This is a genomic window from Brevibacillus parabrevis (genome assembly GCF_003710905.1).
Classification (GTDB): domain Bacteria; phylum Bacillota; class Bacilli; order Brevibacillales; family Brevibacillaceae; genus Brevibacillus; species Brevibacillus parabrevis.
Map to the genome: position 1 here is coordinate 45,177 of NZ_RHHV01000011.1, position 23,087 is coordinate 68,263.

Annotated in this window: 22 protein-coding genes; 16 read left to right on the forward strand and 6 right to left on the reverse strand. The window is 53.2% G+C overall.

Annotated elements, in window-relative coordinates:
• The first annotated feature begins 178 nt into the window (after positions 1-178).
• From EDM60_RS15550 to EDM60_RS15580, 7 genes are all read left to right on the forward strand, one after another.
• On the forward strand, positions 179-1,651 hold the full coding sequence (locus EDM60_RS15550) for an LCP family protein (RefSeq protein ID WP_122964799.1): 1,473 nt from the start codon (positions 179-181) through the stop codon (positions 1,649-1,651).
• Positions 1,652-1,861: 210 nt separating this feature from the next.
• Entirely contained in the window at positions 1,862-2,173 is a 312-nt protein-coding gene (locus EDM60_RS15555) for a hypothetical protein (protein WP_005828950.1), read from the forward strand.
• Between the two features lie 86 nt (positions 2,174-2,259).
• Complete coding sequence (locus EDM60_RS15560; RefSeq protein ID WP_122964800.1) at positions 2,260-2,727, forward strand: hypothetical protein; 468 nt, start codon at positions 2,260-2,262, stop codon at positions 2,725-2,727.
• 221 nt (positions 2,728-2,948) lie between these two features.
• On the forward strand, positions 2,949-4,952 hold the full coding sequence (locus tag EDM60_RS15565; protein WP_122964801.1) for an NADPH-dependent 2,4-dienoyl-CoA reductase: 2,004 nt from the start codon (positions 2,949-2,951) through the stop codon (positions 4,950-4,952).
• A 165-nt stretch (positions 4,953-5,117) separates the two neighbouring features.
• Positions 5,118-5,414, forward strand: coding sequence for a hypothetical protein (locus EDM60_RS15570; RefSeq protein WP_122964802.1), 297 nt, complete (start codon positions 5,118-5,120; stop codon positions 5,412-5,414).
• 68 nt (positions 5,415-5,482) lie between these two features.
• Complete coding sequence (locus EDM60_RS15575) at positions 5,483-6,331, forward strand: YtnP family quorum-quenching lactonase (RefSeq protein WP_122964803.1); 849 nt, start codon at positions 5,483-5,485, stop codon at positions 6,329-6,331.
• Positions 6,332-6,526: 195 nt separating this feature from the next.
• The gene (locus tag EDM60_RS15580) at positions 6,527-7,762 is read left to right on the forward strand and encodes an MDR family MFS transporter (protein ID WP_122964804.1); all 1,236 of its coding nucleotides are present in this window, start codon (positions 6,527-6,529) and stop codon (positions 7,760-7,762) included.
• On the opposite strand, the gene EDM60_RS15585 is transcribed toward EDM60_RS15580, so the two are convergent.
• Complete coding sequence (locus EDM60_RS15585; protein ID WP_122964805.1) at positions 7,754-8,542, reverse strand: GDSL-type esterase/lipase family protein; 789 nt, start codon at positions 8,540-8,542, stop codon at positions 7,754-7,756. The genes EDM60_RS15580 and EDM60_RS15585 overlap by 9 nt on opposite strands.
• Before the next feature lie 131 nt (positions 8,543-8,673).
• Between EDM60_RS15585 and EDM60_RS15590 the strand changes: the two genes are divergently transcribed.
• The 4 genes from EDM60_RS15590 to EDM60_RS15605 all read left to right on the forward strand — a co-directional run bounded on the left by EDM60_RS15590 (position 8,674) and on the right by EDM60_RS15605 (position 11,470).
• On the forward strand, positions 8,674-9,600 hold the full coding sequence (locus EDM60_RS15590; protein WP_122964806.1) for an ABC transporter ATP-binding protein: 927 nt from the start codon (positions 8,674-8,676) through the stop codon (positions 9,598-9,600).
• Positions 9,597-10,592 carry an ABC transporter permease gene (locus tag EDM60_RS15595; protein ID WP_122964807.1) on the forward strand — a complete coding sequence of 332 codons (996 nt, stop codon included), beginning with the start codon at positions 9,597-9,599 and terminating at the stop codon, positions 10,590-10,592. Before EDM60_RS15590 ends, EDM60_RS15595 begins: the two co-directional genes overlap by 4 nt.
• 87 nt (positions 10,593-10,679) lie before the next feature.
• The gene (locus tag EDM60_RS15600; RefSeq protein WP_122964808.1) at positions 10,680-11,111 is read left to right on the forward strand and encodes a small multi-drug export protein; all 432 of its coding nucleotides are present in this window, start codon (positions 10,680-10,682) and stop codon (positions 11,109-11,111) included.
• A gap of 98 nt (positions 11,112-11,209) precedes the next feature.
• Positions 11,210-11,470, forward strand: coding sequence for a DUF2573 family protein (locus EDM60_RS15605; protein ID WP_063230083.1), 261 nt, complete (start codon positions 11,210-11,212; stop codon positions 11,468-11,470).
• Positions 11,471-11,536: 66 nt separating this feature from the next.
• On the opposite strand, the gene EDM60_RS15610 is transcribed toward EDM60_RS15605, so the two are convergent.
• From EDM60_RS15610 to EDM60_RS15630, 5 genes are all read right to left on the reverse strand, one after another.
• Entirely contained in the window at positions 11,537-12,388 is an 852-nt protein-coding gene (locus EDM60_RS15610; RefSeq protein ID WP_122964809.1) for a DUF1835 domain-containing protein, read from the reverse strand.
• Positions 12,389-12,497: 109 nt separating this feature from the next.
• Positions 12,498-13,736 (reverse strand): MFS transporter, encoded by a 1,239-nt coding sequence (locus tag EDM60_RS15615; protein ID WP_122964810.1) that lies wholly within the window; start codon positions 13,734-13,736, stop codon positions 12,498-12,500.
• A 199-nt stretch (positions 13,737-13,935) separates the two neighbouring features.
• Positions 13,936-15,204 (reverse strand): hypothetical protein, encoded by a 1,269-nt coding sequence (locus tag EDM60_RS15620; RefSeq protein WP_307723376.1) that lies wholly within the window; start codon positions 15,202-15,204, stop codon positions 13,936-13,938.
• Between the two features lie 103 nt (positions 15,205-15,307).
• Positions 15,308-15,877: an RNA polymerase sigma factor gene (locus EDM60_RS15625; RefSeq protein WP_063230087.1), complete on the reverse strand. Its 570-nt coding sequence runs from the start codon at positions 15,875-15,877 to the stop codon at positions 15,308-15,310.
• Positions 15,878-15,930: 53 nt separating this feature from the next.
• Positions 15,931-17,595, reverse strand: coding sequence for a DNA repair helicase XPB (locus tag EDM60_RS15630; protein WP_122964812.1), 1,665 nt, complete (start codon positions 17,593-17,595; stop codon positions 15,931-15,933).
• A 142-nt stretch (positions 17,596-17,737) separates the two neighbouring features.
• Here EDM60_RS15630 and EDM60_RS15635 point away from each other — a divergent pair, with 142 nt between their 5' ends.
• The 5 genes from EDM60_RS15635 (at position 17,738) to EDM60_RS15655 (ending at position 23,085) form a co-directional block, all read left to right on the forward strand.
• Complete coding sequence (locus EDM60_RS15635; RefSeq protein ID WP_122964813.1) at positions 17,738-19,060, forward strand: hemolysin family protein; 1,323 nt, start codon at positions 17,738-17,740, stop codon at positions 19,058-19,060.
• 123 nt (positions 19,061-19,183) lie between these two features.
• A complete protein-coding gene (locus tag EDM60_RS15640) occupies positions 19,184-20,191 on the forward strand; it encodes an ABC transporter substrate-binding protein (protein WP_122964814.1) in 1,008 nt (335 codons plus the stop codon).
• Positions 20,192-20,281: 90 nt separating this feature from the next.
• Positions 20,282-21,334 (forward strand): ABC transporter substrate-binding protein, encoded by a 1,053-nt coding sequence (locus EDM60_RS15645; protein WP_122964815.1) that lies wholly within the window; start codon positions 20,282-20,284, stop codon positions 21,332-21,334.
• A 28-nt stretch (positions 21,335-21,362) separates the two neighbouring features.
• Entirely contained in the window at positions 21,363-22,295 is a 933-nt protein-coding gene (locus EDM60_RS15650) for an ABC transporter permease (RefSeq protein WP_122964816.1), read from the forward strand.
• Positions 22,288-23,085: an ABC transporter ATP-binding protein gene (locus tag EDM60_RS15655; RefSeq protein WP_063230093.1), complete on the forward strand. Its 798-nt coding sequence runs from the start codon at positions 22,288-22,290 to the stop codon at positions 23,083-23,085. Before EDM60_RS15650 ends, EDM60_RS15655 begins: the two co-directional genes overlap by 8 nt.
• Positions 23,086-23,087: the final 2 nt, after the last annotated feature.

The window sequence follows — 23,087 nt, forward strand, 5'->3', positions numbered from 1 at the left end:
AGTTTTGCGTGAAAGGAACATTTTTCTACAAATGCAGACAATCCTATGGTACAATACCTGAATCAGATGATTACCAACAGAAGAAAATATTAGTTCATCTGGTTAAGTGGCACTGTTCCCAATTGTGCCTCCCTTTTCTTTTGTCAAAAAGCGTGCGCGAACAAGGAGATTGATACATATGCCAGAAACTGTTGCAAAAACACGCGCTTCTGCTCCGCGCAAGAAGAAGCAGCAGCCAACCCGTAGCCGGAAGCTGCGCAGATTCCTGACGATCTTCGCCTTGACGGTTCTGTTGCTGGTCGGCGGTGTCGCTGGAGCAATTTATTGGAAAATTGAAGACACTCTGGACGAAGTAACGAGCCCTGTAGAAAATGGTTTTACCTCTGAAGTATCCAAAAATGTGGACCCGGTCTATCATTCTGACAAGCCGATGTCCTTCGTCTTGCTCGGCTCCGATTCACGGCCAGAGACAGGCTCGATGAACACGGACGTGATGATTGTCGCGGTAGCCAACCCGGAGACGAAAAAAGTAACGATGGTTTCCATCCCGCGCGATACGCGTGTGAAAATTCCGGGATATCGCGATTATCACAAAATCAACTCGGTTTACGCCAACGGCGAGGCTGAGCGCAGACAGGCCGAGCGAAACAAGCAGACGCCGACAGAGGACGGAATTTCGCTCACGAAGAAAACATTGAACGAAATTTTGGGGATTCCCATCGAACATTACGTAGCGGTCGATTTTGATGGCTTCAAAGCTGTGATCGACGAGCTGGGCGGTGTCGAGGTCAATGTCGACCGCAAGCTCGTTTACGACGATCCGACTGACGATACGCACATCAACCTCAATCCTGGACTGCAGAAGCTGAATGGCGAGCAGGCGCTTGGCTATGTGCGCCACCGCCACGACAATCGGGGAACCAAGTATTACTCCAGCGATTTCGACCGCAATCGACGCCAGCAGGAAGTGATTCGTGCCGTCGTTGACAAGGTAGGCTCCCTGGATGGATTGACCAAAGTTTTCAACATCATGGACGTAGGGAAAAAGCATATACATACGGACCTGTCCAAAGAACAAATCAAGGGACTCGCGTACGACTTCAAAGGATTTAGCGCTTCGACGCTGACGACGCTGGACAACGGCGCTTATTGGCAAGGCGGCTATACGTTCCTGGAAAAAGAGAAGCTCGATCTGATTCGCGATTCCTTGCAAGCGGAAATGGGCGTGTCCGGCAATGTAGTAGCAAAGCTGAACAACTCCCCGACATTGGGATCAGGGGAATCAACTGTGTCGGCATCGAGCAGCAACCGATCGACCAAAAAGAAAACGACGGAGTCGGCAGCTTCGGCCAAGCCGAAAGCAAGCGAAGAGACGAAAAAGTCGACGGAGCAGGAAGTCGCAGAGGGCGAGGAAAGCGTGACGGATGGAACGACTCCACCGCCAGATGTAGCGAATCCGGAACAGCAGGGCCAGACGACTACACCTGAATCGCAGACGACAGTTCCGAATGGGACTGTCATCCAGCAGCCTCCTGCCGTTCCAGCAGGAAATAGCGGGACTACGGCACCACCTCCCGATATCGTTTCTCCGCCTGCAACCGGACAGGACGGCGGAGCACCAGCATCGAACCCGACAACGACTCCATCATAGCAAGCAGGCAAAGCACCCGTTTCTTGAAAAAGAGCGGGTGCTTTTTAATGAGGCTGGCAAAACGTTGCCAAGCCTTTTCTGTTTTCAATAGAACTTTTTTTATAAAAAATGAAACGAAAGGTTTAGAAAACACCAAATTCGTGGTACAATAATAATGTGCTGATAAGACAGATTAATCAGAAAAATACTTACCTGACTGGAGGGATTTGGATGACGATTTTCTTGGTGAACCTGTTTCTGGTGATTGCCTTTGTGTACCTGATCAGCCGCCAACAAAATGAAGAGCTTGTGTACGATGAAGATTTTTTCCTCCAGAACCCCTCAGCGCTGGAAGAATATCAGCAAATGCCGATCGATTTCCAACACGCCTTTTTCCGCAAGCATAAAGAGTGGATCAAGGAAAAATATATGCGCGGGGAAAGCTACATTTTAGGCTATTGCCCAAACAAAGAAGTAAGACGCGCCTGGCTCTCTGAATTTATGAATCAAAAAAATATGAACAATACACCGACCCCTTCCTGAGCGAAGGGGTTTTTCGCGCACCGGGCAATCGTGCTATACTTCTAGCTGGATAGGGAATAACGCATTTACAGGAGGAACCATTTACCGTGCTGCAATTATTGGTAGAAAAACTAAATCAACTGCTGTCTACACGAGGGATGATTACGGATGTCGTTTTGCGTTCGGATCGCTCCTTGCTGGAAGACGAAGAAATGCGCGAGGTCATGATCACCTTCGCAAGCTCTTTTGAAGAGGAACAGCCGACGGCAACGATTCATCTTTTTTTGCTGGAAGACGAGCAGAGCTGCGAAGTTGAGGTAGAGATTCAATATCCGGGCAAACTCCAGGAAAAACAGGTTCAGGACTTGTGGGAGCAGGCGAGAGGGCGGGTAGCAGAATGCTCGGTTACCGAGAAACGCCGCTATACCGAGCCAGGCAAGCTGGTGGAGGCATCTGTACAGGTGGACTACCACTTTGTCGTGCAGACGCCAGAGCGTGCAGAGCAAGAGGCCGCGCTGAACGAGACGCTGGAGCGGTTTGCAGCGGATTTGGGAGAGCTGGTCAAGCTGGGATAAGCCGGGACGAACAAAGCGAAGCACAGGCCGGGAGGGACACCTCGCGGCTTTTTTGCTTCCCGGTCTAGAAAGAAAGGCAAGCGGTTTGCTGCAAAGGCGGCAGGCGCTCCCCATGTTTTGGTTGTTTTGCGGAAACAGCGGGCAGGATTTGCGGGCAGAGATGCAGAATCGATTAAACAGAAAATGAATGAGCATTCATTCTTGTTTGAGGGGGTCCTATCATGAAGCTTGCAAATGTTCAACAGCCGATCCGGCTCGGAGCGATGACACTGCCGAATCGGATCATCATGGGCTCGATGCACGTCGGGCTGGAGAAGCTGCCGAACGGCGTAGAGCGCCTCGCAGATTTTTATGCGGAGCGAGCCAGCGGGGGAGCAGGATTGATCGTGACGGGAGGAGCGGCTGTGCTGCCGGAGGGTGGCATGGGTGAGGTCTACTGCAACGTGTTTCTCGATGAACATATCGAACAGCTCAGGATCATTACAGAAAAAGTGCACCAGCAAAAGGGCAAAATCGCGTTGCAACTGTTCCATGCGGGCCGCTACGCGTACAAAGAGGTGACAGGACTCGATCCGGTAGCTCCCTCGCCGTTGCAGGCGCCGATCAATCGCACACAGCCGCGGGAGCTGGACGAGGCTGGCATTGAACGGACGATTGCCGCTTTTGCCAGTGGTGCGGTGCGGGCGCAGAAAGCCGGTTTTGACGCTGTCGAAATCATGGGGTCGGAAGGGTATTTGATCAATCAGTTTCTCTCTCCTGTGACCAACCAGCGGCAGGATGAATGGGGAGGAGACTTTGGGCGGCGGACCCGCTTTGGGGTGGAAGTAGCGAAGCGCGTGCGGGAAGCAGTTGGCCGTGATTTTCCTGTGTTGTTCCGAATGTCCGGGCTTGATCTGATTCCGGACAGCACCACGATCGAAGAGACGCTCCAATTCGCCCGGATGCTGGAGGAGGCTGGGGTTGACGCGCTCAATATCGGGATTGGCTGGCATGAATCGAAAGTGCCGACGATCTCCATGATGGTGCCGCGCGGAGCGTATGTGTGGGTCGCCCAGCAAGTCAAAGAGGCTGTCCACATCCCGGTCATCGCCAGCAACCGGATCAACGACATCCGTCACGCAGAAGAAATTTTGCAGGCTGGCCGCTGCGATCTCGTTTCGCTGGCCCGTCCGTTTTTGGCTGACCCGCAAATCGTCGCGAAAAGCGTTCAGGGACGTTTTGATGAAGTCAATACGTGCATCGCCTGTAACCAAGCTTGTCTCGATCATATTTTCGATGGCAAGGTCGCATCCTGTCTGGTCAACCCGATGGTCGGCAGAGAGGTGGAGTGGGCGTTGGCACAGGCAACTGTCCGCAAAAAGGTCGCGGTCGTGGGCGCTGGCCCTGCCGGATTGGAAGCAGCCCGCGTGCTGGCTGAGCGGGGGCACGAGGTTGTTCTGTTCGAAAAGCAGGAGCGCATCGGCGGCCAGCTGAACTACGCGCGACAAGTGCCAGGCAAGGCCGAATTTAACGAGACGTTGCGCTATTATCAGACGCAGCTGGTCAAGCTGGGGGTAGAAGTCAGGCTGGGCACAGAAGCGAGCGCGGACGAATTGGTGCGCGAAGGCTTTGCGGAAGTCGTCATCGCGACAGGGGTTGTTCCGCGCAGACCGGAGATTGCGGGCCAGGAGATGCCGCACGTCGTCATGTACAATGAAGTGTTTGAGCACAAGGTAAAGGTCGCAAGCAAGGTCGTGATCGTGGGCGCAGGGGGAATTGCCTGTGACTTGTCCCACTTGCTCGTCCATGACGAGGTGATCTCACCGGAAGCAGCGGAGTATTTGCTCGCGTATCGGATTTTGGATGCGAAAGCTCTGCACAAGCTGCAAACAGGCAAAAGAAAGGTCTTCATGCTGCGCAGGGGCAAGCACGTCGGCACCGGGCTGGGCAAAACGACGCGCTGGGCGACTTTGGCCTATTTAAAGCAAAACGGCGTAGAGATGCTGACCGAGATCGAGTACAAGCGGATCGCCGAAGAAGGCGTGTACATTACCCGCAATGGCGAAGAGCAGGTCATCCCGGCTGATACGGTGATCATCGCGGCGGGAGCTACGCCGAATGATGCCTTGTATCACGCGCTTGCAGGACGCATTCCGGTGCATTTGATCGGCGGCGCAAAAGAGGCAGGGGAGCTGGATGCCAAGCGGGCGATTTTGGAAGGAGCACAGGTGGGAAGGGCGATTTGATGCCCTGCAAAAGTTTTTCTATTCCGAAAATACGTTGGATCGTGTATGATGAAAAAAGTATGTCGTCTTTTTAGAACTTTTGTCGAATCGCTTTTCAACATACTTAAATTCTTGCACAATGGAAGCATACTGTTCAAATTCATTTGATTGGGGGCTTTCGCCTTGATGAACCATAACGGCATTCTATTAGGAAAGCGTTACTTCCTGTACTCCACTGCACCTGTAGCAGAAGTGGAGGGATGGACGTTTACGATTGCCCCGGGGTTTAAGATGATTGCAGGTGGTAGTGCTAACCCACTTCAGACACTTATCAGCGTTTACCGTGAAAATGAAAAGGTTGCTCAACTCGTGCTTCATCATAGACGCTCCGACTCAGATGTCACCGTGCAGGCCGTCTCCAGCGAGCTGTTGCTGGAAATCGCGCCAGCGACCAGAACTGTGAGTGTGGCAGAGAAGTTGTAAGGCACCCTGAGCAGGGTGCTTTTCGCTTTTTTCCCTCTACATAGATACAGGCGAGGAGGCCGAAGAATTTGACAGCAAACGAATGGCAAGTAGGCGAGCTGCAACTTACGTGGCTCAGAGGCGGTTTGACCCAGCTCGACGGGGGAGCGATGTTTGGCGTTGTTCCCAAGCCGTTGTGGAGCAAACGCTATCCGCCCAACGAAAGCAATCAGATTCCGCTTCGGGCAGACCCGATTTTGATTCAGGCGTATGGCAAACGCATTTTGATCGAATCCGGCATGGGGAACGATCGGCTGACAGAAAAGCAGAAGCGCAACTTCGGCCTCGTGGAAGAATCGCAAGTAAAAGAATCGCTGGCGGCAAAAGGCTTGACGCCTGCTGATATTGATATCATCATCATGACGCACATGCACTACGACCACGCAAATGGACTCGTATCCGTACAGGACGGGCAGCATGTCTCGACTTTTCCGAACGCCGTCATTTACGTACAAGAGCAGGAATGGGCGGAAATGCGAGAGCCCAACATTCGTTCCCGCAATACATACTGGGAAGAAAACTGGCGCCCGATTGAAGCGCAAGTGCAAACATACGGCGACACGCTGGAGGTCGTTCCCGGCATTAGCTTGCATCACACGGGCGGCCACAGCCAGGGACATGCCATCGTCCGCATGGAAAGCGGCGGTCAACTGCTTTTGCATCTCGCAGACATCATGCCGACGCACACCCACCACAATCCGCTGTGGGTCATGGCGTACGACGACTACCCGATGACGTCGATTTTCGCCAAAGAAGAATGGATACTCGGCGGCATCCAGCAAGGCGCCTGGTTCACGTTTTATCACGACGCCGTCTACCGGGCGGTCAAGCTCAATGAAAAAGGCGAAATCATCGAGCACATCAAAATAGAAGCGTAATGGCCGGGAGATCCCCGGCTTTTTTTGCAAGTTAGCAGCTATCGAATTTTTGATAAGTCTCATAGAAATTTTTCATAATCCAAAAATTTTGAATGCTCATTGACGAACCATAGACTCCTCACTACAATAGGAACATCACAGAGCGTCTGTTCTGGTAGCAAGGCGCAAGCAGAACAGTTGTGGGGAGAAGAGAGCATGAGCTGGACTAAAAAACGTTTGCAGGAGTACCACCCGATCGTCTGGTCGCTGATTGTCGGGACTGTGTTTGTCAGGGCTGCTAGTTCGATGAGCATGCCGTTTTTGTTTTTATACTTGTCGAATCATACCGATATGGATTTGGCGATGATCGGTTTGACGATCGGAGCTGGCCCATTAGCCGGGACGATTGGCGGTTTTATTGCCGGGACGTTGTCGGACCGAATCGGACGCAGACGGGTCATGCTGGGGGCGTTGTACGTCTGGACGCTCGTCTTTATCGGCTTTGCGATCAGCAAAAACCCGCTGGTCTTGCTGTTCCTCAATATGGCTGGCGGGCTCTGTCGCTCGTTTTATGAGCCGGTCTCGCAGGCGCTGATGGCGGATGTGACGCCGCCGGAAAAACGGTTTCGCGTATTCGGCCTTCGCTATACGGCGATCAACGTAGGGGTAGCAGTCGGTCCGATTGCGGGCGCTGTGCTGGCGAAGACGTCCGTCGCGCTGCCTTTTATGATTACCGCGCTCATTTACTTGCTGTACGTCATCAGCTTGCAAAGATTGCTGAACAAGTTCGGGATCAAGCAAATCGAGGGGCAAAAGAAAGAGACGATTACTTTTGGCCGCGCCTTCAGCGTAGTCGTGAACGACAAGGCATTCCGCCTGTACATGATTGCCGGGGTGCTGGGAGCGGTCGGCTATTCGCAAATGTCCTCCACGCTCGCCAAGTTCACGGAGATGACAGTGGCGTCCGGTGCGGAGCTGTTCGCGATTCTCATGAGCATCAACGCAGTTGTCGTCGTGCTTATGCAGATGCCTTTGACCAGATGGGCAGAAAAAAAGACGCCCCTCACCGCAATTGTGGTCGGAAACGTTATGTATGCACTGGGCGATATCGGCTACGCGTTCGCTGGCTCCTGGGCGCTTTTCATCATCGCCATGGTGTTGTTTACGTTCGGTGAAATCTTGACCTTTACCGCAGGTGACGTCCTGATTGACCGCATGGCGCCGGAAGGAATGCGCGGCAGCTACTACGGTGCCAAAAGCTTCAGCAACCTGGGGCAGTTCATCGGTCCGTGGATGGGCGGCATGCTGCTCGGGCTTTACGGCGGGACGACGCTGTTCTTGACCGTAGCCGCCTTTTCCATGGTCAGCAGCGCCTTCCAATGGGCAGGTCAGCGGGTGTACTTCGCCACGCACGGCAAATCGCTGAACGAGGCGCGGGCGGAATCACTCTAGCGCCTGCATGATCCGCTCGGCGATCCGCGAATACCCTTCCGTGTTCGGATGGAAATGATCGGTGTACAAGTACGACTGTTCCTTGCGCAAGAACATGTCATAAGTCGGGACGACGAATACTTGCGGGTAGCGGGCCGCGATTTGCGAGGCGGAGTTGTTCCAGTCCAGGACAGGTTGCACCGTATCCACAGCCGCTTCCGTATTGCCGAACGGGTTGTACAAAGAAGTGTAGACGATCGTCGCCTTTTTGTTCAGCGCGCGAATTTGTCGAATGATCTCCTCATAGTTGGTCGTAAGCCTGTCGATGGCTGCGGCCACTTTTTCTTGTTCAATCGTGTAAAGTCCGCCGGTTTGCCTGAACAAGTCGTTGCCGCCGATGGTGAACAAGATCAGGTCGGCATCGGCAATCAGCGTTTTGACCTGTGCTTCGGACATTTGCTTGAGCAGGTCGGTCGACTCTTGTCCGTTAATCGCGAGGTTGGTAAACGTGATCGAGTGGCCCGCCTTTTTTTCCAACGCTTGCCGGACGAGCCCGACGTATCCTTGACCGTTTGCATCGCCGGCACCGCGTGTGAGCGAGTCACCGAGCGCGACGATTTTGCGGACGCCTTCAGCAGGCAAAGGCGCTGGCGTTTTCGCGGATTCGGCAGGGGATGTTCCTGTAGCGGGGGCCAACTGCTGCGGGTTCATCGCCAGGACAAAGCCTGTAGCCAAGAGCAAAAAGGACAGAAATGACAGCAACCCTGCGGTCCGCCAGAGAAGTTTGCCGGATGTGCGCATCGGCTATCCTCCTATTCGATGTGAAGTGAACAGACATGGTATAATGTGGTTGGACATCTTATGCCAGTGTACCATAAACGCAGAGCTTGCGTCAGTCGCGGGCAGCGCAAACAAAGACAGGAGGGCGCACATTGGGCGATACGGTCCTCGCAGTATCAGGATTGCAAAAAACAATCGGCAAAAAGCAGATTATTCACGATATTACTTTTGAAGTGCTCGCCGGAGAAGTGTTTGGTTTTCTCGGGCCAAACGGAGCGGGCAAGACGACGACGATCCGCATGCTGGTCGGTCTGGCAAAAGCAGATGGCGGAGACATTCGCATCGGGAGAGTATCGCTGCGGGACAATTTCCCGGAAGCGATCGCGCAAGTTGGCTGCATCGTGGAAAATCCCGAGTTGTACAAATTTTTGACGGGAAGAGAAAACCTGGAGCAATTTGCCCGCATGAGCGGCGGGATTGCGCCGGAGCGGATAGAGGAGATCGTGCGCTTCGTCGATCTGGAACGGGCGATTGACGACAAGGTCAAGACGTACTCGCTCGGGATGAGACAGCGGCTGGGAATCGCGCAGGCGCTGTTGCACCGACCGAAAATCTTGATTCTCGACGAGCCGACAAACGGACTGGACCCGGCTGGCATCCGCGAAATGCGCCAGTTTATCCGGCGGCTTGCAGAGGAAGAGGGACTTGCTGTGTTCATTTCCAGCCATCTGCTCAGCGAGATCGAGATGATGTGCGATCGGGTAGCGATTATTAGCCAGGGGAAGGTTATTTCTGTTGGGCTGGTGACTGAGCTGATGGAGCAGTTTGCCGATCAGGTGGAATGGACCATCTCCGCTGCGCATATGCAAAAGGCAATGGACGTGCTGCGTAGGCATAAGGCTGTGACGGAGATTGCCGCGGTCGGAGAAGACCGATTGAAAACGCACATGGATATGGAACGGGTAGGAGAAGTCAACCAGGCGCTGGTTCAGGCAGGCGTTCCGGTCGTGGGAATTGCCACGAAAACGGTGACGCTCGAAGACTTGTTCCTGACGTTGACAGGAGGGGGAGAAAAATGAATCCAAGCATGCTGGGCCTCGTCCAAAATGAAACGGTCAAACTGCTGCGCCGCCGCCGCTTCCTCGTCGTCGTGCTGATTCTGGCGATCCTCATCCCGATTTTTACATACGCGCAGTATCGTTCTGTGATCACCACCCAGGAGCGCATGGGCACGACTGACTGGCGTCCGCTTTTGACCCAGCAAATCGTCGATATGCAAAACAGGCTTGCCTCCAGCCGCCTCCCGGACGAATGGCGCGACATCATTAAAATCCGCATTCAGCAACAGCAATATTATCTCGACCACGATATCAACCCGATGGCGCCTGGAGGTCCGACTTTTGCCCGCGGCTTTATGGATCAGACGATCTCCATGTTTTTGCCGATGATCATCGTCATTTTGGCAGTCGATATCGTCTCGGCGGAATTGAGCGAAGGGACGATCAAGCTGTTGTTGACCAGACCCGTTCGGCGCTGGAAGGTGTTGACCAGCAAGTACATCACTTTGCTGCTGTTTACGTCCTTGACCGTGGTGATGACGCTGTTTATGGCTTATTCGCTGTCAGGCTTCGTCTTTGGCTATTCCGGATGGGACTTGCCTGTGCTCACCGGCTTCGAAGTGGCAGGCGGAGAGTTGCAGACAGCAGGGGCGTTCATGTTGCCGCAGTGGCAGTTTTTGCTCATGCAGTACGGACTGGGCTGGTTCGTGTGCCTCGTAGTCGGAACGATCACGTTCATGGTTTCCGTGCTGATCCGCAGCGCCGCCGCCGGGATGGGAGTCATGATGGCGGCCCTGATCAGCGGCATGATCCTGACCCAGATGGCCTCTTCCTGGGAGTCGTCCAAATACTTGTTCGTCGTCAATTTGCAGTTGACCGATTATTTGAACGGCACACTGCCTCCGATCAAAGGAATGACGCTTCCGTTTTCCTTGACTGTGCTGAGTATATGGGCCGTAGCTGCTCTGATCGTAGCCTACACCGTCTTTATCCGCCGGGACGTCACTTCCTAATTTGGAAAAAAGCGCTACCTTTTTCCTTCTCGTTCGTATTTACTGAGAGGATCAGGAATGGCAACGAGAGGAGATTGACGAGAGAGTATGGACGTATTATGGAAATGCGGGACAGTCGCTTTGACAAGCATGCTTGAATTGTGGGGAGCGATTCCCGTTGGATTTTTATTGCAGTTGCCGCCGTTTTTGACGGGGCTGTTCAGTGCCATTGGTGCAATAGCAAGCGCGGGTATCGTCATCTTTTTGGGCGGCTCCCTGCGAAGCTGGCTGATGAAACGTGTGGAGAAAAAGGGGAAAAACCAAGGACGAATGGGGCGCATTTGGGAGAAGTACGGCGTCATCGGACTTGGACTGGCCTCGCCACTGTTAACTGGCGCTCCGCTCGGTGCTGCGATCGGGATTTCGCTCGGCGCACCAGTCGGCAAGCTGATGTGGTGGATGTCGATCGGCATTGTTTTATGGAGCATCATCCTGACTGTAGCCGTTGCGTACGGCTTGCTTACGTTCCTCACACTGTAGAGGCCCACGAAGGCAACCGCTGCTTTTGGCTAGTGGAAATTTTGCATACGAAGATCAATAGATGAATAAGGAAAACATAGGAAAGCGGGGGATCATTCATGAGTGAGAAAAAGGAAGTGCTGGTGCCTGAACTGGAGGAGTTGCTGCACAAGTTTACCGAGTTGTTGACAGGCGAAGCGACGCCGGAGCGGATCGAGATGGTGAAAGTATGGTGTTTGTATACGACGATGGCAAAAGCAATGCCGCCGCTCATCCAGCATTGGGGCAGCGAGCCGGAGCATCAGGATGCCCGCAATCAGATCAGAGAGATTATCGAGCAAATCAAGCAGTGGAACCAGGCTAAAAATCAGACCCATTAATAAAAGAAGAAACGCCGCCTTTTGTGCTTCATGGCAAAAGGCGGCGTTTTTTGGTGTGCAAAAACCTTATTCCGTCAGAGTGGCGTCGGCTAACCGAATCTCCAAGTATCGCATAGGAGCAAGCTCGCCCCGATAGCTCAGTTTTCCTGCTCGGATTAACTCCTGAATCCGTTGCAACAAATACATGTCACCGATGCACTGCTCGCTGCGGCCCATCACCTCGCCAATGACGCGGCCGGCTTTCTGGAACGAACGGGTGGAGCACTGAAGCAGTGCCGCATCGTAGTAATCTTCCGGCACCGCTTGAACCAGCCCGTTTTCGATAATGCGCAGGCGGCTGGTGGAGTGCAGCCAATGAGCTTCCCAGTCATGCACCCATTCCTCGATTTGAGCGCTAGACAAGCTTGCTTTTGTCTCCCATGCACCATGGAGACGTTCCGAATAAATCTCGCCGACACTTCTGATCACATACGGAATGGTGTTGTTCTCTTCATCTGTGACGGTGTAGTGGATGCGCTGACTATAGGCGGACACATCCACGGCTTCGAAGCGGATTGCTTTGGATTGGAGCATGGAGACGACGTAACGTATCCCGAGCTGATCGGAAGTGCACCGTCCGCCATGCCACAAAACAACCGTGCTGCCTGCGGGGATGTCGGCAGCGAACGTCCGGTCTTGCTGAAATTGTTGGGCGAACAGCTCCAAATCCTCCTGAAAGTCAGGTTCTGTTGCGACGAGCAAGTTTTTGAACCATTGCCAGCGTTGCTCCATTCCATCCTCGGTAGTCAAATGGGCAATCGGGCCGATCGAGAAGTCATCGCGAAGGCAAATGATCGAGCCTGGCAGCCTGGCTGCACGCAGAAATACGCGCAACGTCCCACACGCAGAATCGCCGAAGCCGATATGAAAAGTTTGCATATCTTTTCTCCTTTTCCTGTTTCTGAAAGGGCAACCCTCTTGATTATAGCAGACAGTCGGAAGCGAACAGGGCAAAAGGAGAAGACGCGAAAGCTGTTTGTCTAGTCGTTCAAGCTTTTTGCGAAGGAGCAGCCAGCACCTCTTTTCGTCTTAGCATAGGCAGGACAAACAAAATGCTGACGGCAAACAACAGGCCCGCACCACCGAAAAGCAAGGGAAGGGAATACAGGCTTTTCAGCCATCCCGCGATGCTCATGGAGACGACCATCGTTCCCATAAACAGGGGAGTCAGGACGCCGTTTACCCGGCCGATATACGCTGCATCGCTCGTTTTCAGCAGAAGCGTGTTGATTCCGACGTGAATGCACGGGAAGAACAGACCGTTGATAAACTGGAAAAACATGACTGCCCACAATGCGGTAGACAGGCTGTTCCCGAAAGTCCCGATGGCGCTTATGAGCAGACCGGCAGCAATCAGCATTTGCGGTGAGACTTTTTTCGCGACATTCATGACGGCACCGCCACCGATCAGCATCGCGGCTCCGTTGACCATCATCAGCCATTGCAAATATTCCTTGGGGAGCCCGAGGCGTTCGACGACCAAAAAGACAAACAGCGGCTGAATCAAGCCAGATGCCAGCCCGATGCAAGTGAAGATCGCGCCGAGCGCGCGCAAGGAAGGTTTTGACCACACATAGCGGAACCCGGCTGCAAACTCGGTCCAGAAGCTTTCGCCAGTGTGATTTTTTTGCCCGTCCTCGTCGCGCGGGAGCTGGAACAAAACGACAGCGGAGAGGACAAAAGAGACGCCCATCACGCCAATGGCGGACGAGATCCCGAAAGATTGGTAGAGGAGAGTGCCGAGAGCCGGACCAATTACCATGAACACTGCCATCATCGTCTGAAACATCGCCATGGCAGGTTGCAATTCGTGTCCGGGAACGTGAAGCTTCAACAGTTTCATGCCAGAAGGCTGCGAGAACTGGGAGAGCGTCGCCGAGATCAAGGTGGCGAAAAAGACTGCCTTCCATGTGCCGAGCACGAGGGTGAGCAACACAGCGCCAACAGAGAGCGCACTAAGCAAGTCGCAGATGATCATCGTTTTTCTCGGGCGCCAGCGGTCCGCAAATGTCCCGCCGATGATGGAAAACAGAAAGATCGGGCCAAACTGCGCGACGGAAATCAGGGAAACGGCGTAAGGGTCGTTGTTCGTCTGATCCATGACAAACAAAAGAATCGCGAAGTTGCGAACCCAGACGCCGATTTGCAAAAGCGCTCCTGACAACAGGATGGTGCGAAAATACGTATTTTGAAACAGGGACGAGCGGGGAGGTGAAGCATTAGACATGTGGATGCACTCCTTTTCAATAAACAAAAGTTGTTTTTGTTTATGTTATAACAAACATTATACACATTAGTTTAAAGTGATCAATACCGTACTAAAACTTTTCCATCCCCCGACCCGGCCGCTCGAAGCCAGGCTTGGCAAATAAAAAAAGACACGAGCCTGATGGAACAGGTCGTGTCTTTGGAAAATCGTGTTTTCGTTAAGGCTTCCAGGTCAGTTGCTTGGAAGCTTCAATCAATTCGTCCAGCGAAACACCGTGGGCGGTTATCACTACGTACAGGGACTGATTATTGGACTGGGCGTTGAAATGGACCGCGTGCTCCGCGACCGCATTTTTCGCGTCCTTGTTGTCAAACGAGACGGCAATAGCTTGCTCGCCATTGACTGCAAACAGCTGAGTGGCGGAAAACGTTCCGGGAATCGACAAGCTGCGTTTGCCTTGTGTGTTCCGTACTACGTCGATCCGAATCCAGTCGTTGTTGCGCTTGTAATCAGCGGCCAGATGCGTTACTTTTTGGCTCGTTTCTGATTCGTATTGCACGGAAATCGAGCTTAGCGAAAAGCTGTTCGGGTTTTGGGCCAGCACGGGAACGGGCATATCGGACGCTTGTACGGCTGTATCTGTATCCGTAAAGGTCGACAGCGTGATCGGCTGTTTGGCTGCCATGGCCAACGACGGGCCGACGAGTCCGTTTTCGCTGTTCTCTTGCTCGGGCACGGCGGTCATTCCCATAGGCTGATCGGCCGTGATCGCGGGTGCCCCGCCTTTTTTCGCAGCCATCAGGGCGTTCTCGGCGACGTTTTCTTCGCTTGCCGCGTTTTCTTTGGCATTCACCGCAGGTACTTTGGCAGTCGGTTGACTTCGGGCAGCCGCAGCCCCCTGGTTTTCCGGCTGAGCGGTGCGCGCTTGCGGCGGCGCCGCTTTGCTTTGCTGCGTGTCGTCCAGCGCAACAAGGGCATTGGCGGCAGCTGGCGCGGCATCACCGTTCGGATTAACTGCTGCTGCCGCTCCTGTGGACGGAGTAGCCGCTTCGTTTTGCTTCGCCATTGGCTGACTGCTGCCGCCTGTTGCACCTGTTGTCGCCTGGGCTGGTGCAGGAGGAGCGGCTGGAGCTGTCTCTTGCGCTTGCGTCGCATTGCCGCTGTACGCCACGATTTGATTGCTTGCGCTTGCCTGATTGGCTTCCGGTTGGGCGGCTGTCTGCATCATCTGATCGTCCTGAAGCTGCTGATAGCTCAGGAAGCCCACTGCCAGGAGGACTGCTGCGGCGCTGACCCAGGCGAATGAAGGGAAGCCTTTGGGCCGACGCTTGCTGGTTGCTGGTGCTGCCGCTTGCTGTGGAAGCACAGCGACGGTTGCGGTGGCGGCATGAGGGGGCACACCTTGTCCTGCGTTCTGGTAGATGGCTTGCATAATCCGCTCTTCCAGATTCGCTTGGGGCAGTGGAACCTCCTTCAAGAACTGCACCTCCTCTTCTGTTGTCATTTGCGTTTCAATCCATGCGATACACTCCTCACAAGTTTCTATATGAGAGAAAATATCGCTGTCTGTGTCATCTAGCCATGCTTTTCTAAATGCCTGGCAGTTCATGTACGAGTCCCCCTTCCTTGCGGGTTAACAATTTTGCGAGTTCTTGGCGAGCGCGCAAGTAGCGGACGCGTGCTGTAGACTCGGCGATGCCGAGAAGAGTTGCAATTTTTTCAAACGGATACTCATGCGTGCAACGCAGAACGATTACTTCCCGGTAAGTATCCGACAGCAAGGCGAATGCTTCCTGGATTTCCCTGCGCTGCTCCTTGTTCATGAGCGAATCCTGCGGAGATTCGTCTCGTGTATTGGACGGCACGTACGCCAATTGCTCGTCAGAGTCGTGAAACTTTCGGCGGCGCAAAAAATCGATACTCTTGTTGCGGGCAAGCGTATGTAACCAGGATGAAAACTGCGAGTCGCCTCGAAACGTAGACAGTTTTTCATACGCCTTGACGAACACTTCCTGAGTAAGATCTTCTGCATCAGCGCGATTGTTCACCATTTTGTAGATAAAAACGTAGATCATATGCTGATATCGCTGGATGAGGTCGCGATACCCTTCAATTTCGCCCTGAAGAATCCGCTGAATGATTTCGGCGTCGGATTGCATTGAATCTCCGGCCTCCCTTCCCTCTATGTGACGCTGGCTTCTGTCGAAACGTTTCAGACCAGCATCTCGTTTTCTATAATTTCGTATGGATAGCCTTGTTCTACGAGAAAAAGCTGACGATGGAGCGAAAACTCCTGCTCTCTCGTATCGCGTGTAACGAGTGTATAAAAGTGGGCAGTGTTGTTGTCCGTTTTCGGTCGCAAGATGCGTCCCAGGCGCTGTGCTTCTTCCTGACGGGAGCCGAACGTGCCGGAAATTTGAATCGCGACGTTGGCGTCCGGCAAATCGACGGCAAAATTGGCTACCTTGGAGACGATCAGGCGTGTGATTTCCCCTTTTTTAAATTGTTCGTACAGCGTCTCGCGCTCTTTTTCCGGGACTTTGCCCGTAATCAGCGGAAGCTGCAAGGCGGTTGCCATTTGCTCCAGTTGATCGACGTACTGGCCGATGATCAACACTCTGTCGCCCTCGTGGCGGTCGAGCAGCTTGCGGACCACTTCGAGCTTTTTCGGGTTTTCGGCAGCGATCCGGAACTTTTGCCGGGCGGTTGCATGTGCGTACGCTTCCCGCCATTTTGGCTCAAAAGGCAGCCTGATTTCGCGGCAACGCGCTTCCGCAATCCAGCCAGCTTCCTCCATCGCTTTCCAGGGAACCTCGTACTTTTTCGGGCCGATCAGCGTAAAGACGTCTTCTTCCCGGCCGTCTTCCCTGACGAGCGTGGCGGTCAACCCGAGTCGGCGTGTAGCCTGGATGCCGGAAGTAACACGAAAGACAGGTGCAGGCAGCAAATGCACCTCATCGTAAATAATAAGCCCCCAGTCACGCTCTGAAAAGAGTTTCATATGAGGAAATTCATCCAGAGAGGTGGGGCGGTATGTGAGAATTTGATAAGTTGCCACAGTTATCGGCTTTACTTCCTTGTGATCTCCGGTGTATTCGCCAACAAGATCGGGGTCCAGTTCGGTTTTGTCCAGCAGCTCGGAAATCCACTGGCGCACGGAGGTCGTATTCGTCGTCAAAATAAGGGTAGCGGTCTGCAATTGCGCAATCGCGCCAATGCCGATGACCGTTTTCCCGGCTCCACAGGGCAGGACGAGCACGCCGCTGCCACCCGTAACCGCGCCGCCCAAGTGAAAAGCATCGACAGCGTCTTTTTGATAGGAGCGCAAAGCAAACGGCTTGCCTGACGCACTGGTCTGCCGCAAGCTGACCGGACAGGCTTCCCCTTGCGAATACCCCGCCAAATCCTGCACAGGCAGTCCAAGCTTGATCAGCTCCTGCTTGATCAGCCCGCGTGCGTAGCTTTTGAGTGTATAGCCTTCTTCGAACAAGGCGGCGATCGATTTGTATCCGATTAGCTCTGTGAGAACAAGAGGATCGTCACTATTTAATACGAGATCATCCCCGTGACGTTCCAACCGAATCAGCCCGTATTTGCGCATCGTTTCTTCTATTTCTTTGACGAGCGTTGGCGGCACGCCGTATTTGCTGTATGCGCCAAGCACTCCTGTTACTTCATTCGGGGAAAGTCCGCTGGCTGCCGCATTCCACAGCGACAACGGGGTAATCCGGTATGTATGGATGTACTCCGGACTTTTCAGCAATTCGCAAAAACCGCTGATGGCCTGTCTTGCCTCCGCAAACAACGGATGTTGTGTTTCCAATAATACAGTGCGATCGCTTTGGACGATCATCGGCAAGTCTGGACGATAAGACAAAAGATTCACCTCGTTACAAACGGCATATGAATCAGCACTATGGTATCACAATCCGGAAAAGAAAGAAAAACAGACAGGTAACATTTGCGATAGGATGGGAAACAATATCCCAAAGCAATGGTCGGAAAGGGAGGCGGGGAGAATGGGAATGTGGGGAAGCTTGTTTAACTTGGGTTTGGTCTTGATCCTCGTTTTCCTCAACGGCTTCTTCGTTGCAACCGAGTTTGCCGTGGTGAAAGTGAGGGAGTCGCGCATTGCCCAGCTCGTGGCAGAAGGCAACAAACGGGCGGAGAACGTGGAGCAAGTCATCCACAATTTGGATGCTTATTTGTCTGCCTGCCAATTGGGCATCACTCTCGCCTCGCTCGGACTCGGCTGGCTTGGCGAGCCTGCTGTGGCTCACTTGCTGCATCCGGTATTTCGCTACTTCCAGCTGAACGAGACGCTGGTGAGCAGCATTTCCTTTATTATTGCGTTTTCCGTGATCACTTTTTTGCATATCGTGCTGGGCGAACTGGCTCCGAAGACACTTGCGATTCAGCGCACCGAAATGGTCGTGCTCGCTGTCAGTCGGCCGATCCAGCTGTTTCACAAAGTCATGTATCCGTTTATCGCTTTGCTGAACTGGTCGGCAAGCCGCATCCTCGCCTTGTTCCACATTTCCATGGAGCCGCATCAGGAGGCGCATACAGAAGAAGAAATCCGTATTCTGGTCAACGAAAGTCACAAAAGCGGCCTGATCGACCAGACAGAGCTGATGCTGGTAGACAACATTTTTGATTTTTCCGAGACGATGGCGCGGGAGATTATGGTTCCGCGAACCGATATGGTTGTGCTCAACGTGCGCGATCCGTTTGACGAAAATGTCCGCCTCGTGCAAAACGGCCGATTCACCCGCTATCCGGTCGTCGATGGCGACAAGGATCACGTCGTGGGGAGTTTGCACATCAAAGACATGCTGACAGGGCTTTTGGAAGGCGAGCACAGCGATCTGAAAACGTTGATGCGCCCGGTTTTGACGGTTCCCGAGACGATCTCGATCAGCCGTCTGCTGACGATGCTGCAAAAACAGCGCGGGCAAATGGCGATCATCATCGATGAGTACGGGGGCACGGCTGGCTTGGTGACGCTTGAAGATATTATGGAAGAAATCGTCGGCGATATCCAGGATGAATTTGACGACGAGCGTCCGGAAGTAGAAAAGAACGACGGCATGCTGTCGCTTGACGGCAGAATGCTTTTGGAGGAAGTGGGCGACTACCTGGACCTCGATTTGGAATCCAGCGAGGTCGATACGCTGGCCGGGTGGATTTACATGCAAATCGACCATCCGCCCCGCGTAGGCGACCGGGTGCGGGAGGGCAAGTTCGAGTTTGTGGTGGGGGAAGTCGATCACTACCGGATTACCAGGGTTCTCGTGAAAAAAATGCCAAATGCAGAGGAAGAAACCGGAACGGAAGATTGATGAAAAAAGCTTTTCAGGACGCAATAATATGCTATAATGGGACACAAGTTGCACAAATGCAAGATGCCTTGTTACCAGAGGGTGATCAGGCACAGAGAGCAGAGCTTAGAGGAGGAAGTACAGATGAGACGAGCAGTCAGTATGGCACTGACCACTTTGCTGGCCATTTCTTTGGCAGCATGTGGCAATCAAACAGGTGGACAAAATGAAGCAACAGCGACCAGTTCCGGCCAAGGCCAAACGGTGAAGCTGGGCTTGACGCAATTCGTAGAGCATCCCGCTTTGGATGCGATTCATCAAGGAATCTTGGATGGCTTGAAACAATCCGGCTACGAAGAGGGCAAAAATCTGGAGGTTGACTACCAGAACGCCCATGGCGATATGAACAACACGGTATCGATTGCGCAGAAGTACGCCGGAGACAAGAAGGATTTGGTCGTAGCGATTGCGACTCCATCCGCTCAGGCTGCAGCCAAGGCGATTACCGACAAACCTGTTTTGTTCAGTTCCGTAACAGATCCGATCTCGGCTCAGCTGGTCAGCAGTCTGGAAAAACCGGACAAGAACGTGACTGGAACGAGCGACAAAGTATCGATGGAACAACAATTGAAGCTGATCAAAACCTTCCTGCCCCAGTTGAAAAAGCTGGGCGTGATCTACACCACCTCCGAGGTCAACTCTGAGGTACAGGTAAAAGAGCTGGAAGAGGCAGCGAGCAAAGAAGGCGTAGAAATCATCAAGGCGGGCATTTCGCAGCTTTCCGAGGTGCAATTGGCAGCTCAGGGACTTGCTGGAAAAGCCGACGCCATGTTCATTCCGATTGACAATACCGTCGTGTCCTCTTTTGAGGCTGTACTGGGAGCAGCGGAAGCGAACAAGATTCCTGTTTTTGCTTCCGACACAGACACCGTAAAACGCGGCGCAGTAGCCACGTACGGCATCGACTACTACCAGATTGGCAAGCAAACAGGCGAAATGGCTGCCCGTGTCCTCAAAGGACAAGCGGTTGCAGACACTCCTGTCGAAATTTCAAAGCAGGCCGACCTGTACATCAATGAAACAGCAGCCGGGAAGTTTGGTCTCACGATTTCAGAGGCACTCAAACAGCAGGCGAAAGAAATCACCAAGTAAAAAGAGAGCGTCAAGCTCTCTTTTTATTCTTTTAAAACTGTTTTATCCGTGTTAAAATTAGAAAAAATTTTTCAAGGGGGCATTTATCACATGTTCAAACAGAAAAAGACTATCAGAAAAATTCAGAGTTTTTTATTTCCTTTGCTGCTTTTGTCTGTTACCGCATGTGGACAGCAAAGCGCTACCCCGGCGAGCAACGAGCAGACTCCACCTGCTTCGAACCAGCCGGCGCCAGCTGCTGAAACCAAACAGTTTAAAATCGGGATTTCTCAGTTCGTAGAGCACCCGGCATTGGATGCAGCACGCGAAGGCTTTGTGGCGCAGCTTGCCAAAAACGGATACGAAGACGGCAAACAAGTGAAAATCGACGTCAAATCAGCGCAAGCGAGCATGGATACAGCAATCTCCATCGCGCAAAAATTCGAGTCTGACAAAGTAGACCTCGTACTGGCGATCGCGACGCCGACCGCTCAGGCTGCTGCCCAAACAAGCAAAGACATTCCGATCTTGTTTACGGCAGTAACCGATCCGGTAGAGGCAGGTCTGGTAAAAGCGATGGATAAACCGGGAGCAAACGTGACAGGTACTTCCGACATGAACCCGGTGGAAGAGCAATTGAAGCTGATCAAAGAATTGAAGCCAGATGCGAAATCAGTTGGAGTTATCTACAGCTCCGGCGAAGTGAACTCCAAAGTGCAGGTAGATGCGGCGAAAGCAGTAGCGGACAAGCTGGGCCTGTCCATTCAGGAAGCAGCGATCACCAGCGCAACAGAGGTGAAGCAAGCGGCTGAGTCGATGGTAGGCAAAGTAGACGCGTTCTACGTGCCGACAGACAACATGGTCGTATCGTCGATTGCAGCAGTCCTGAGCGTTGCCGAAGCGCAAAAAATTCCGGTCATCGCAGGGGAAGAAAACTCCGTGAAGAGCGGTGCGATTGCTACTTACGGAATCGACTACACCAAGCTCGGCGAACAAACAGCAGACATGGCAGCAAAAATCTTGAAGGGCGAAGCGAAGCCGGCAGACATGGCTGTCGAGATGCAGGCAGACATGAAGCTCGTATTGAACAAAAAAGCAGCGGAGAAAATGGGAGTGACCATTCCGCAATCCATGCTCGACCGCGCTGGCGAAGTGATCGAGTAATAATCGCAGCAACAGGAGGATTTCTTCTATGAATTTGGCAATAATGGGAGCCATCGAGCAGGGCTTGCTATTCGGAATTTTAGCTCTGGGCGTGTATTTGACCTTTCGCATTCTAAACGTACCTGACTTGACGGTAGATGGCAGCTTCGCCTTGGGCGGAGCGATCGCAGCCAAGTTTATCATCGATGGAACCAACCCGTACCTGGCTACTCTCCTGGCGTTCATCGTCGGGGGATTGGCAGGGGCATTTACCGGCGTTTTGCATACAAAAGGAAAGGTCAACGCACTGCTGGCAGGGATTTTGACCATGATCGCGCTGTACTCGATCAACCTGCGGATTATGGGAAAGGCGAATTTGCCTTTGCTGCGTGAAGATACGTTGTTCACCTATGTAAAAGATTTGAGCATTCCCGACTTGACGGTAGGCGGCGTCACTTTGCTGACTGGCGTATCCATCGTATTTTTCGTCGGAGTTCTCGTGCTCAAGCTGGTAATTGACTGGTTCCTGCACACCGACCTCGGCCTCGATCTGCGGGCGACAGGGGACAATCCAAAAATGATTCGCAGCTTCGGAGTGAATACGGACACGACCACGATTATCGGTCTGGCGCTGTCCAACGGTCTGGTAGCTGTGTCTGGCGCTTGGGTTGCCCAGTTCCAGGGCTTTGCCGATGTCGGCATGGGGATCGGGATGATTGTGATTGGTCTTGCTTCTGTTATTGTCGGGGAAGTGCTGTTCGGCAGCTCCTCCATTTTCCGCGTCACACTCGCTGTCATTCTCGGTTCGATTGTGTACCGTTTGGTGATTGCCCTGGCTTTGCAGGCGGGATTGAATCCGTCCGACATGAAGCTGATTACCGCCTTGATCGTGATTGTCGCATTGACTGTTCCGACCGTTGCCAAAGGAATCTGGAAAAAACAAGCGGTACGCTCGGTAAGGGGAGGAAACAGCAATGCTTAAAATTTCCTATGTTAACAAAGTGTTCAATGCGGGCACCGTCAATGAAAAAATCGCGTTGCGCAATGTAAACTTGCACGTCAAGCGCGGAGAGTTCATCACCGTAATCGGCAGTAACGGAGCCGGAAAGTCGACGATGATGAACATGATCTCCGGCGGGCTGTTCCCGGACAGCGGAACGATCACGATTGACGGCAAGGATGTCACGCGCCTGGGCGAGCACCAGCGGGCCGAATTGATCGGCCGGGTGTTCCAGGACCCGATGGCAGGTACTGCACCGAACATGACGATTGAAGAAAATTTGGCGATCGCGCTCGGGCGTGGACGCCGCCGCACGCTAGGCTTCGGAGTGAACAACCACAAGCGCGAGCTGTTCCGCGAGCAGTTGAAGCAGCTTGACCAAGGACTGGAAAACCGTTTGAAAACAAAGGTCGGATTCCTTTCCGGCGGTCAGCGCCAGGCGCTCAGCCTGTTGATGGCTACATTCACGGAACCGAAAATTTTGCTGCTGGATGAGCATACGGCAGCGTTGGACCCGAAAAGGGCGCAGCTCATTGTCGAGCTGACTGACAAGATTGTCGCTCGCCACAAGCTGACGACGATCATGGTCACGCACAACATGGAGCAAGCGCTGAACATGGGGAATCGCCTGTTGATGCTGCACGACGGCGGGATCATTCTCGATATTCCGGATGAGAAAAAACGAACCATGAAGCCGCAAGACTTGCTGCGCGCCTTCGAGGCAGCCCGTGGCGGAGAGAGCTTCAGCGAAGACCGATTCTTGTTGACCTAACG

Coding starts and splice junctions, on each gene's coding strand:
- EDM60_RS15625 (WP_063230087.1), bottom strand. CDS start 15,877: ATGCAATCCGACGCCGAAATCATTCAGCGGATTCTTCAGGGCGAAATT.
- EDM60_RS15605 (WP_063230083.1), top strand. CDS start 11,210: ATGAGTGAGAAAAAGGAAGTGCTGGTGCCTGAACTGGAGGAGTTGCTG.
- EDM60_RS15595 (WP_122964807.1), top strand. CDS start 9,597: ATGAATCCAAGCATGCTGGGCCTCGTCCAAAATGAAACGGTCAAACTG.
- EDM60_RS15550 (WP_122964799.1), top strand. CDS start 179: ATGCCAGAAACTGTTGCAAAAACACGCGCTTCTGCTCCGCGCAAGAAG.
- EDM60_RS15570 (WP_122964802.1), top strand. CDS start 5,118: ATGAACCATAACGGCATTCTATTAGGAAAGCGTTACTTCCTGTACTCC.
- EDM60_RS15645 (WP_122964815.1), top strand. CDS start 20,282: ATGTTCAAACAGAAAAAGACTATCAGAAAAATTCAGAGTTTTTTATTT.
- EDM60_RS15650 (WP_122964816.1), top strand. CDS start 21,363: ATGAATTTGGCAATAATGGGAGCCATCGAGCAGGGCTTGCTATTCGGA.
- EDM60_RS15635 (WP_122964813.1), top strand. CDS start 17,738: ATGGGAATGTGGGGAAGCTTGTTTAACTTGGGTTTGGTCTTGATCCTC.
- EDM60_RS15555 (WP_005828950.1), top strand. CDS start 1,862: ATGACGATTTTCTTGGTGAACCTGTTTCTGGTGATTGCCTTTGTGTAC.
- EDM60_RS15610 (WP_122964809.1), bottom strand. CDS start 12,388: ATGCAAACTTTTCATATCGGCTTCGGCGATTCTGCGTGTGGGACGTTG.
- EDM60_RS15580 (WP_122964804.1), top strand. CDS start 6,527: ATGAGCTGGACTAAAAAACGTTTGCAGGAGTACCACCCGATCGTCTGG.
- EDM60_RS15585 (WP_122964805.1), bottom strand. CDS start 8,542: ATGCGCACATCCGGCAAACTTCTCTGGCGGACCGCAGGGTTGCTGTCA.
- EDM60_RS15640 (WP_122964814.1), top strand. CDS start 19,184: ATGAGACGAGCAGTCAGTATGGCACTGACCACTTTGCTGGCCATTTCT.
- EDM60_RS15655 (WP_063230093.1), top strand. CDS start 22,288: ATGCTTAAAATTTCCTATGTTAACAAAGTGTTCAATGCGGGCACCGTC.
- EDM60_RS15600 (WP_122964808.1), top strand. CDS start 10,680: ATGGACGTATTATGGAAATGCGGGACAGTCGCTTTGACAAGCATGCTT.
- EDM60_RS15565 (WP_122964801.1), top strand. CDS start 2,949: ATGAAGCTTGCAAATGTTCAACAGCCGATCCGGCTCGGAGCGATGACA.
- EDM60_RS15615 (WP_122964810.1), bottom strand. CDS start 13,736: ATGTCTAATGCTTCACCTCCCCGCTCGTCCCTGTTTCAAAATACGTAT.